Genomic DNA, 11,658 nt, shown 5'->3' with positions numbered 1-11,658 from the left:
GGACAAATGTCTAAAAAGCAACTTCCTTTCGGATCCTGCTCAGATGCCGTTGGCTAATGCCGAGATAGGACGCTAAATACTGCAGGGAAATATTCTGGATATAGTCCGGATAGTGTTCAATAAGTGTCTTATATCTTTGGGAAGCGGTATCTCTCTGAAGCTGAAAAAATCTTCGCTCAAGTTCCAGATACTCCTGTTCGGCAATAATTTTCAGAAACCTGATCCAGTTGATATTGTTCTGTACCAGTTGATCTACTTTCTCTTTTTTAAGGACCATCAGTTCGGCATCGGTAATAGCCTGCATGCTTTCCTTACTGAGACATCCGGAGATAAATGATGAATAGGCAGCGATCATACTGTTTGGAAATCTGAAGCAAAAGGTTGTGTCTTTTCCGGTATCAGAGGTGTAAAAGGAACGGAAGATTCCGGATTTTATAAAGGCCACCTCCCTACAGCGCTCACCTTCCTGGATGAAATAATCGTTTTTATGTACTTTTCTGAATTCGAAAAGTTGCAGGAATTCTTCAATTTCACTTTCGGAAAACAGGTTAAAGCTCGAGAAATAATGATGTTCCATTCTACGTATAATTACAGCGATTCAGATTAATTCCACGAAAATAGATAAAAAAAATCATCTCAGGACGAGATGATCTACCGTTTTGAATTTACTAAGTTATATATGAAGATATGAATGATGTTTTTGTTGATACAAAGATAGGGCGGACAATCCGGGAATCCATCAGGGGAATCCCTAGAGTTTTATCCGTAAAAATACGGTTGTATACTTAGTATAAAAGGAAAAGCCCTGCGATACACTCACAGGACTTTAGCTTATCTAACAATACTTCGTTTAACGTTTAAGTTTACTCAGGGATAATCACCCTAGATTATATTGGACTGACTAACTGCAGGAACCATTCTTTAACTTCTCCTTCAAGATAAGGGGCCAGCTTTTCTTCACAGGTTTTATGATAGCTGTTCAGCCATGCAATTTCTTTTTCTGATAGAATTTCTTTAACAACAGTATCTGTAAAGAATGGGCAGAAAGTAAGGGTTTCAAATTCATAAAACGTTCCATGAATTGTTTTTTCTGCCTCTTTCACAGCAATCAGGTTCTCGTGACGGATTCCGTACTGGCCTTCAAGATAATATCCCGGCTCGTTCGAACATACCATTCCAGGAAGAAGATCCTGAGGGTTCAAATCTTTTCTTATACTATGCGGCCCTTCATGAACATTCATAAAACTTCCCACCCCGTGTCCTGTTCCATGGTTAAAATCTTTTCCTTCCATCCATAACGGAAGTCTGGCTATGGCATCAAGATGCACGCCTTTGGTCCCTTTCGGGAACTTTACCATCGACAGACGGATCAGCCCTTGCAATACCAGGGTAGAATTTCTTTTAAACTCTTCAGAAGCTGTCCCCAGTGCAAAAGTTCTTGTAATATCGGTAGTCCCTTCCAGATACTGACCTCCTGAATCTACCAGGATAGTGGCATCATTGGTTACCTCTTTACTTCCCTCTTTCTTTGCAGAGTAATGCATGATCGCTCCATTGTCCTTATATCCTATGATGGAACCGAAGCTTTCCCCGACAAAATTTTCACCTTCAGCCCGGAAGCCTCTCAGTTTTTCACCAATGGAATACTCATTCATCGTTTCTTTTCCAGCGTTGTGGGTCAGCCAGTATAGAAATTTCACCATCGCCACTCCATCTCTCACCATTACTTTTCTGAAACCTTCCAGCTCAGCCTCATTTTTTTGAGCTTTCATAAGATTTCCCGGCACCGGAGCTTTGATAAACTGGTTATCCGCTTTCAGAGTTTCGAAAATCTGCTGATTGCTGTTGGGAGAAACCAGTATTTTTTCATTTTTAAATGCTTTCAGGTAGTTATAAAATTCTTCGTAAGGCATCATTTTCACGAAAGAATCATCCATTTGTTTTCTTGCTTCTACTTCAAGTTTATCAAGACCGGTAAAAAGAACTGCATCATTTTTAGTAATGACTATATATCCAAGAAATACAGGATTGCTATCTACATCGCTTCCTCTCAGGTTGGTCGTCCATGCTACATCATCCAGACTGGAAATAATATGAACAGTCGCTTCCTGCTCTTCCATCTTCTGACGGATCGCTGCAATTTTATCTGCTACGGATTTGCCTGCTCTTTCTACAGGATGTACAAAAATAGGATTGGCCGAAGGCGTCCCTCTGTCTTTCCAAACTTCTTTTAAAAGTGGAAGATCAACAAGGCTTATATTTTTTGAATTGAATTTTTGAGAAAGCAGTTCCCAGTTAGCATTTGAGGCTGCTAAAGTATTTACAGCCACTCTCCCACCGGCAGGAATTTCCGAAACAATCCAATCAATATAATGGGGAGTTCCTTCCATTCCGTCTTTAAAGAGCTCGATACCGGAACCTTCAAGTTCAATGGCAGCCTGGGTAAAGTACCTTCCGTCTGTCCAGAGTCCTGCTTTATCTCTGGTAATTACCACGAACCCGGCAGAACCAAGGAAACCCGACAACCATGCTCTTTCCTGCCATTCTTCGGGAAGGTATTCACTCATATGGGGATCTGCAGAATATACGATAAATGCATCAACATTATTTTTCTGCATTTCTTCACGAAGTGCAGCAACTTTTTCCTTTGAGGTCATTCTTTTCATTTTTAAACACCGAAAGTTACGAAAAATTTAAAGCCAAAAGTTCAAATCAATGCCCTATTTTTATTACCAACAGCACAAATAAAAACACGAAGTGAATCTTACTCTCCAATTAAAGATCTCAGAAAACCGGAAAGCTCAATATTTTTTGCGTTTCTCTCGCAATGGATAAGGTATCATATTGTTCACAAATAAAATAATTCATACGAATAAGCATAGAAATATTAAAATATTAAGCATATTTAATAAAATCAATCATTTTTTAAGCCACAAAAGATACCATATTATTAAAATATTATTTTTTTGGAAAGATTATTGCTGTATTCAACAGTATGAAACAGCAGAACTACCATAATCACAGAAAATTTTATCCGCCACATCACTTCATCTACCTTCCTTTATTAATTCTATTAGAAATTTTTGGGATGTATAAGATTGGTGATGATCCGAAAAATAAGTTGGTCTGGATTCTGTTTTCTGTTGTGATCTTTCTGCTTTTCTATCTGGCCATTATGGTGAGGCAGCATTATGCTTTGGGGCTTCAGAACCGGATGGTGATTCTTGAGTTCAAGCAACGGTATTTTGAAATTTTCAATATGAGATCTGATGAAACGGCAGCTAAATTAAAATTTGATCAGATGGCAGCCCTTAGATTTGCTCATGATGATGAATTCAAGGATCTTCTGTATAAAGCGCTCCATGAAAATATTTCCGGAGACGAAATCAAAAGGTCGATTAAAAACTGGCGGGCAGACTGGCTCAGAATATAAACCGATACCAAATTAAAAATATATACCTATGAAAAAGTTAAGCTTTTACAGTATTACGATATTAATATTATCAACCTTAACAAGTTGTGAAGCAGTAGAAACAGTCTTTAAAGCCGGAATGTGGTGGGGAATTATCCTGGTCTGTGCAGTTGTAGTGATTCTTTTACTGATTTTTTCGAGGGGTAAAAACTCTTAACCATGTCTTATGGAGAAGAATACAGATCTAGAAATCATTTCCCATCTGAGGCCGTCAAAGATTGTTAAAATCATGAAGGACCCGGAAGCTTCTGCAAAGGCGGTACATCTTGTATATACCACCGATGCAGAAACGGCCGGAATCACCCGTAAGAAAACGGGAAAAAAGTATTCTTATTACAAAGATGGTGAGAAGATTGTGAATAAGGATGAGATCGCAAGAATTAACAAGCTGGTCATCCCTCCAGCCTGGGAAAATGTTTGGATCTGCGCCCTTGAAAACGGCCATCTTCAGGCCACAGGTCTGGATGCGAAAAGGAGAAAGCAGTACCGCTATCATCCCCTATGGAGTGCCCTGAGAAATCATACGAAGTTTTACAGGATGCTTCAGTTTGGATATGCCCTGCCGGATATCAGGCTTCAGGTAGAGCAGGATCTTGCGCTGAGAAACTTTGAAAAACGAAAAATACTTGCATTGATAGTCAGCCTGATGCAGAGAACCAATATCCGTATCGGAAATAATATCTATGAAAAATTGTATGGATCCTTCGGGCTTACTACTTTAAAAGATAAGCACGTGGAGGTAAAAGGACAGAAGATCATTTTTTCATTCAAAGGAAAAAAAGGCATCATGCACCATGTTGACCTCCGGAGCAAAAGACTGGCAAGGCTGGTTCAGAAATGCAAAGAAATTCCGGGAAAGGAACTTTTTCAATATTTGGATGATGAGGGAAACCGCCATTCGGTAGATTCCGGAATGGTGAATGAATATATTAAGGAAATAAGCGGTGATGATTTTACTGCTAAGGATTTCAGAACCTGGTCCGGGACCGTGAGTGCTCTTATTGCTTTTAAAGAAATAGGCTATGCGGAAAATAATTCCGAATACAAGAAGAAAGTAAAAGAAGCGCTCGATATGGTTGCAGAACATCTCGGAAATACATCGGCCGTCTGCAGAAAATACTACGTGCACCCATTGGTCATCAATCTTTACGAAAACAATACCATTAAAAAATACCTGGACGAGCTGGAAGTCATCGAAGAAAATGACGGAAAAGCAAGCCTTACCCAGGAAGAACGGCTTGTTCTGAAGATTCTCGAAAATGAGAAGATGTAGATTTTTCATTATCACATTAAAGGATTTTTACCGAAAATTAATATTCCCAAAAAACCTTTATTCACAGGACTTAAGCCCACTCTATTAATTGCAGTAGCTCTTCCACTATTCTTCTGGGTTATATTGCAAGACTCTCATGCAAATCGTTATCATTTTCAAAACATCAGATAAAAACATTTAAGATTTTACATTTTTGATGAAAAAAACTGGATTATTCCATGATTCATTGTACATAAAGTTTATTTCATAAAAAGACGCGGTATTTTTTCTTTCCTTATAAATATTGTAAATTTGTATAACATACTTATTTAATAAAAAAAATAATACAACGTAATATGTCAAAAGCAATTTCGCAAGTGCCCTTAGCGGTAAATGAGCCGGTAAATTCTTATGTACCGGGTTCTCCAGAAGTTAAAAGCCTTATTGCCACTTATAAAAAGATGTGGTCTGAAAAGGTGGAAATTCCAATGGTTATCAACGGAAAAGAAGTGAAAACTGATGAGAAAGTACAGCTTCAGTCTCCTCAGGATCATGCTCATGACTTCGGATTTTACTATAAAGGGGGTATGCAGCATGTGGATGACGCTATCAATGCGGCATTGGCAGCTAAAAAAGAATGGAATGAACTGGGCTGGGAACAACGTGCAGCTATCTTCTTAAAGGCAGCTGATCTTTTGGCAGGACCTTACAGAGATGTAATCAATGCAGCAACGATGATCGGACAGTCTAAAAATGTACACCAGGCTGAAATTGATTCCGCGTGTGAGTTCATCGACTTCTTAAGATTCAACGTAGAATTCATGACGGAAATGTATGCTGAGCAGCCGGTTTCTGATAATGGAATCTGGAACCGTGTTGAGTACAGACCGCTGGAAGGATTCTGCTTTGCAGTAACCCCGTTCAACTTTACGGCCATCTCAGGAAATCTTCCAACGTGTATGGCGATGCTGGGAAATGTAGTGGTTTGGAAACCTTCTGATAAGCAGGTATATTCTGCAAAAGTAATCATGGATGTATTAACGGAAGCGGGTCTTCCTGCAGGGGTGATCAACATGATCTTTACGGACGGAAAAGAAACTGCTGAAAAAGTATTGGCACACCGTGATTTTGCAGGACTTCACTTTACAGGTTCTACAAAAGTATTCCAGGGAATGTGGAAAATGATTGGTGACAATATCCACAACTACAGAACATACCCAAGAATCGTGGGTGAAACCGGTGGTAAAGATTTCGTTATCGCTCACCCGTCTGCCAATGTAGAAGCGGTAGCTACTGCTTTGGTAAGAGGAGCTTTCGAATATCAGGGACAAAAATGTTCTGCAGCTTCAAGAGCTTATGTGCCTAAATCTCTTTGGGCTGATGTGAAAAAAGTGATGGAAGCTCAGATGAGTACGATCAAAATCGGTTCTCCTGAAGATCCATCGAACTTCATCAATGCAGTAATCGACAAAAATTCTTTCGAAAAATGTAAAGGATATATCGAGAGAGCCAACGCTTCAGGTGAAGCTACAGTGGCGATCGGTGGTAAATGTGATGATGCTAAAGGATGGTTTGTACACCCAACTGTCATTGAAACGACCAACCCTCAGTACGAAAGTATGGTGGAAGAAATCTTCGGCCCTATCTTATCAGTATATGTTTATGAAGACAAGGATTGGAAAGAAACGCTTCAGTTAGTGGATTCATCTTCTCCTTATTCCCTTACCGGATCAGTGTTCTCACAAGACCGTTACGCTATTGATGAAGCTTATAAGGCTTTGGAAAACGCATCAGGAAACTTCTACATCAATGATAAACCAACAGGTGCCGTAGTAGGACAGCAGCCTTTCGGTGGTGGTAGAGCTTCAGGTACCAACGATAAAGCAGGTTCTAAAATGAATCTTCTGAGATGGACTTCTGTAAGAAGTATTAAGGAAACTTTCGTTTCTCCTAAAGACTACAAATATCCATACTTAGGATAATCAATAAGGTATAACAGGTAAAGATTGCCTGTTCTTACATACAGCCCCGGAATCGAAATTCCGGGGCTTTTTATTTTTAATAGAAGGATCAATCAGCATAGATACAAACGTATATATATTGGAAATTAGATGATGGACGATAAGGATAATGGACAGTTGATGCGTAAAAGGAATGTGCGGAACTATTTATTCCCCCTCCTATTTGATCACAACCTAACATATTTTAACAAAATTTACATTTACTTTAAAGATTATAAACTCAATTAGGAATAATTATTGATTTTTTACTAATACACCCCAAAATAAAATTGTATGAAAAAGTTTTTGATAGCAGCAATCGGTATAAGTTTATTTGCTGTGAGCTGTGGAAGCAAAGAATCGACAATGTCAACAAGTAATCGTGACTCGGTAAAAGTAGATGATACGCAAAGAAAAGTATCTCCTGCTGCCACTGATACAATGACGACGAAAATGACAAATCCTGATAGCATCAAGATGAAAATGGATTCGGCGACAACACCTCCTGTCAAATAGTATTTATTATACGTTTAATTTAAAAATGGAGAATCTGCAGGTGAAAATACTGCAGATTTTTTTGTTGGGTCATAGAAACAACCAAGAAGACAGAATGATCTTCATTGGTAAAGGTAGACCAGGGCAAATCAAACCTATTAAAATGATTCACTTTGTCTTTATAAAAATCACTATATTTGATCATGACCAACATTAAAATTAGTATTATGAAAAAATTATGGATAGGAGCATTCTTCGGCCTTCTCTTTCTGGGAAGCTGTGCTCAGAACAAGGAAAAAAGAGAAGAGTTTAAAGATTCTCACAACAAGGATTCTCTGAGAAATAAAATGGGAGATTCTGCTGTAGCCAATTCTGAACCTGTATCAGCAATTCCTGATTCTTCAAAAGCCAAAACCGACAGTACAACCACAAAATAAAGTCACAAATCCGCAGAAGTTCTGCGGATTTGCACTTAAAAAAACTTGACTGAAAAAAAACCGGGCAATCAACCCCGATTATACGGTATCATAAAAAGGTATGTTCTCATTTGACCGAAACACGGGTTCCGGAGGATAAAAAACAGGAACCGTGGCTATCTCAGGCAGCGAAATATACACGTGTTCCCTATCAGAAGTTTCATGGTTGATTTGATATCGTAGTATATCTTATTTCTGAAGAAATGACAGATCTTCATCAATAAAAGTGATAAACGTCTTGACGATGGTATTCATATCCCTTTAACTGAAGCAAAGATAGGCGAGCAGGAGCTTCACATAAAATAATAGGTTATCCATTTTCATGAAAACAGCAAGACAGAATGGGAAAAACGGCCTCCAGCTAATCATTTTCACGAAAATGGCTATTTTCTGTCAGAGGGCTTTTCAGTGTCCAGGTATTTAATATAGGCTGATGGCGAAAAATCGGTAACCGCTTTGAAGACTGCAGCGAATTTACTGTGGGAAGAAAAGCCGCATTCATCGGCCAAAATACTGATTTTATACTGCCTGTATTTTTCATCGTTGATGAGCTTATCTACAATATAATTAATCCTTAACCGGTTGATATACGTTTTGAAGTCAGCACTTTTATGCTGATTGATCACATACGAAAGATATTTTGTATTGGTATTGAGTTCTCCTGCCAGAAAAGACAGAGACATTCCCTTGTTATTAAAAAGCTCACCTTTTTCAAACTCTTCCAGAAGCTCAAGCAGCTTAGATTCTGTCTCCGAGGTCATCAGAGATTCATTTCTTTTTCTGTCTTTCTCACTGTCCTTTTCATCAATTTCTTCTACAGAGATGTTGGAGAATTCATAGTCTTCCGATGGAAGAGATACAATACTCCGGTTGCTGATCAGCCGCAGTTGGGTTCTTATAATATTTCGGAATTTTGAGCGCTGCTTTTTCTGTTTTAACCTGAAGAAAATAATCAATCCTATGAGTGATCCCATCAATACGATAATGGCTGTATTCTTCACCACATTCATCTGGCCACTTTTTTTACTGCTTTTATTTCCGGAATTGATAAAGGCTTTCCTGGTAAATTCCTGATCGCGGGCTGCAATACTGTCATAGGCACGTACATATTTCACCGCATATAAGGAAGCTTTAAAATTATCTCCTATCCCTTCATAATAATCGTTGATATTGGAGTATACTGCTTTTTTAAGGGTAAGACTCCGGGAAGTATCCGCTATTTTTTCGGCTTTCTTCAGATACAGCTCAGCGTCTTTCCAGTTCTTTTGTTTCAGGCGTATACCCCCCAGTCCATTATACACCAGCCCCAGCGTACAACTTCCTTTTTTAAGGAGTTCTTCTGCTCTTCTGTAATAGTTTTCCGACAGGGAATAATCATTAAGCTTAAAATAAACATCTCCCAGCACCTGATAAGAAGCGGCTGCCGTTTTGTTTTCGTTCAGGATGTCAATTTTTTCGAAATGCTTCAGAGAAAGTTCAATATACTTCACTGCATCGGCGTAATTTCCAAGTTCCATTTCGTAAAAAGCCATCTCCTGGTTCAGCAGACCCGCCGCTTCATTGCTTTTTTGGAAATCTGAAATCTGTGCTGAAGCATGCAGCCCTTTCATTGTATATTTTTTGGACCTTTCATAAAGCCCGACCTGCCTGTACTGTCTACCCAGCAGTTTGCTGACACGTGCCATCCACTCGGGGTCGTTAATCTGATTGATCAGCGAGTGTGCATTTTCGCTGTAGCATATCGCTTTTTTAAATTCCCCTGCATGGTGGTACAGTTCAGAAGAAAGCATCAGGCTCTTCACCTTATCTACAGGCTTTTGGGCCGACATATAAAGGGAATCAGCTGTCTTTATGGCTTTCGGTAAGTTCTGGTAGGCAGTAATAGAAGAGGCTCTTTCACAAGCCTGGTCAAAATTATTTTTTTCCTGAGCAGATAAGGGAACTGCTGCAGTCAGAAAAAACAAAAATTTCAGGAGATTTTTAGACATACGAAAACAAATTATTACTTTTATTTTATAATAATTCATCATTATTTTCACGGGTGTCTTTTTGTTTCGTACAAAACTACTAATATTTTATTTTTTATTAAAATATTCTATTGAAATTTAATCATTTAACCAAAATTAAGTTTTACATTAATTTTAATAATAAGTCTAAAATAATAAATGTTTAACTTTTCTAAAGATCTATTTCTGTCAGAAAAACAAAGTTCCTTCTCAAATATTTCCGATATGAACGGCTCAGATGTCATCATATTGTTTACATTTGCAGGGAATAAAAAGATTTTATGAAAAAATTAGCGATATTTTCTACTTTATGTATAAGTGCACTGGCCTGGGCACAGGGCATTAAATTTGAGGATGGCAATTTTGCCTCTATCCTTGCCAAGGCAAAAAAAGAAAACAAACTGATCTTTATTGATGCCTATGCGTCATGGTGCGGTCCATGTAAACTGATGGTAAAAAATATCTTTCCGTTGAAAACAGTGGGAGACTATTATAATTCTCACTTTATCAATGCTAAAATTGATATGGAAAAAGGGGAAGGTATTGATCTGGCTAAAAAATATAATGTAAAAGCATTTCCTACCTATCTGTTTATTGATGGAAACGGGGAAACCGTACACAGAACCCTGGGATATGTTGAAGAAAATGACTTTATTCAGTTTGCAAAAGATGCTGAAGATCCAAGTAAAAGGCTTACCGCACTAAAGCAAAAATTTGAAAACGGAGAAAAAGATCCTGAATTTTTAAAAAATCTTGCCGGCCTTACCCTCTACAACGATTCTGAATTTGCCGGTAAAGTACTCACCCGCTATTTTCAGCAGAAGCCAACACTGGATCAGGAAGACGTACAAATGCTAACTATCGGAACTCAAAATACGGAAAGTTCCCTGTATAAAATATTTCAGGATAAGAAGGCTGAAATTATAAAGCTTATTCCTGAAGAAAAGTATGAGCAGATCAACAAAAACATCAAGCTGAATACGGTAGCACAAAAAGCTTACAACGCAGATACGAAAACATGGAATGAAAGCCTTTTCATGGCAGACGCCCAAAAGTTTCTGAGCAAAGAGGAAGCTGAAAAAATATTCAAAAGAATGAAAGCCAACAGAGCTCTGAAGAATAAAGATATTCCGACGTATGAAAAATTGGTTCTTGAACTGTATAAAGATTATTCATCCGCCAGTTCCGGAGAATTGAATTCCCTGGCTTGGAATTTTTTCGAAAACGTAAGCAATAAGGCCTCTTTAGAAAAAGCTGTTGCCTGGGCTCAGGAGTCTGTAAAGAAGGATGAGAGTTTTGCCAATACAGATACTTTAGCTAACCTTTATAATAAGATCGGGGATAAAAAGAATGCTAAAATATGGGCTGAAAAGTCTATTGAACTGGCGAAAAGCTCCGGACAGGATTCTTCTGATACCGAAAAATTACTGAAGAGCCTTTAATGGATAATGATATGAAACAATAAGCCCGCAGCATAATTCTGCGGGCTTATTATTTTATAAGGACCTAAATGATTAATTTCGTGATACTTAAGAGCAACACATACCTTATGCCGATGAGAATAGAAAATCTTAAAAAAACCAATGATCCATTAAAAAATCCACAAAATTGGACTGCCCCCAAAAAGTTAGACACTTTTTAGGGGCATTTTTTATGTATAAAAAAGAAAAATTTAGCGTTGCGTTTAAACTAGAATGTATTAAACTTCACAAAAACTCTCATCGTTCGATTGGATCTATAGCAAAAGAAAGGGATTCAATGAGAGTAATCTGCGTAAGTGGATAGGTTTTTATAACAAGTACGGAATCTCAGGGCTACAAGCTAGAAAAAACAGGAATTATTCCTTGAAGTTTAAGGCTAAAGTTTTGAAAACTATCGCAACTGAATGTATATCACAAAGGGAAGCTTGTATTCGGTTCGATATCGCGGCGCAGTCTACCGTGTTGAGCTGGCAAAG

At 38.2% G+C, this 11,658-nt stretch carries 10 protein-coding genes; 7 read left to right on the top strand and 3 right to left on the bottom strand.

The window, feature by feature from the left end:
- Window positions 1-10: 10 nt before the first annotated feature.
- Complete coding sequence (locus DRF67_RS17750) at window positions 11-577, bottom strand: Crp/Fnr family transcriptional regulator (protein WP_115929642.1); 567 nt, start codon at window positions 575-577, stop codon at window positions 11-13.
- A gap of 310 nt (window positions 578-887) precedes the next feature.
- The gene (locus DRF67_RS17745; protein WP_115929717.1) at window positions 888-2,657 is read right to left on the bottom strand and encodes an aminopeptidase P family protein; all 1,770 of its coding nucleotides are present in this window, start codon (window positions 2,655-2,657) and stop codon (window positions 888-890) included.
- A 338-nt stretch (window positions 2,658-2,995) separates the two neighbouring features.
- Here DRF67_RS17745 and DRF67_RS17740 point away from each other — a divergent pair, with 338 nt between their 5' ends.
- From DRF67_RS17740 to DRF67_RS17715, 6 genes are all read left to right on the top strand, one after another.
- Window positions 2,996-3,433 (top strand): DUF6526 family protein, encoded by a 438-nt coding sequence (locus DRF67_RS17740; RefSeq protein ID WP_115929641.1) that lies wholly within the window; start codon window positions 2,996-2,998, stop codon window positions 3,431-3,433.
- Window positions 3,434-3,461: 28 nt separating this feature from the next.
- Entirely contained in the window at window positions 3,462-3,629 is a 168-nt protein-coding gene (locus DRF67_RS17735) for a phosphatidate cytidylyltransferase (RefSeq protein ID WP_115929640.1), read from the top strand.
- A 9-nt stretch (window positions 3,630-3,638) separates the two neighbouring features.
- Window positions 3,639-4,745, top strand: a complete 1,107-nt coding sequence (locus tag DRF67_RS17730; RefSeq protein WP_115929639.1) for a DNA topoisomerase IB — start codon at window positions 3,639-3,641, stop codon at window positions 4,743-4,745.
- 335 nt (window positions 4,746-5,080) lie between these two features.
- A complete protein-coding gene (pruA, locus tag DRF67_RS17725; protein WP_115929638.1) occupies window positions 5,081-6,706 on the top strand; it encodes an L-glutamate gamma-semialdehyde dehydrogenase in 1,626 nt (541 codons plus the stop codon).
- Between the two features lie 312 nt (window positions 6,707-7,018).
- Window positions 7,019-7,240: a cytochrome C551 gene (locus DRF67_RS17720; RefSeq protein WP_115929637.1), complete on the top strand. Its 222-nt coding sequence runs from the start codon at window positions 7,019-7,021 to the stop codon at window positions 7,238-7,240.
- 206 nt (window positions 7,241-7,446) lie between these two features.
- The gene (locus DRF67_RS17715) at window positions 7,447-7,656 is read left to right on the top strand and encodes a hypothetical protein (RefSeq protein ID WP_115929716.1); all 210 of its coding nucleotides are present in this window, start codon (window positions 7,447-7,449) and stop codon (window positions 7,654-7,656) included.
- Between the two features lie 422 nt (window positions 7,657-8,078).
- Here DRF67_RS17715 and DRF67_RS17710 read toward each other — a convergent pair whose 3' ends face one another.
- Window positions 8,079-9,683 carry an AraC family transcriptional regulator gene (locus DRF67_RS17710; RefSeq protein WP_165851828.1) on the bottom strand — a complete coding sequence of 535 codons (1,605 nt, stop codon included), beginning with the start codon at window positions 9,681-9,683 and terminating at the stop codon, window positions 8,079-8,081.
- A 299-nt stretch (window positions 9,684-9,982) separates the two neighbouring features.
- Here DRF67_RS17710 and DRF67_RS17705 point away from each other — a divergent pair, with 299 nt between their 5' ends.
- Window positions 9,983-11,143 carry a thioredoxin family protein gene (locus DRF67_RS17705; protein ID WP_115929635.1) on the top strand — a complete coding sequence of 387 codons (1,161 nt, stop codon included), beginning with the start codon at window positions 9,983-9,985 and terminating at the stop codon, window positions 11,141-11,143.
- The last annotated feature ends 515 nt before the right edge of the window (window positions 11,144-11,658 follow it).

This window comes from Chryseobacterium pennipullorum (assembly GCF_003384725.1).
GTDB lineage: Bacteria > Bacteroidota > Bacteroidia > Flavobacteriales > Weeksellaceae > Chryseobacterium > Chryseobacterium pennipullorum.
Note: the sequence above shows the minus strand (reverse complement) of the source record. Positions and strands in the feature narration are given on the sequence as shown.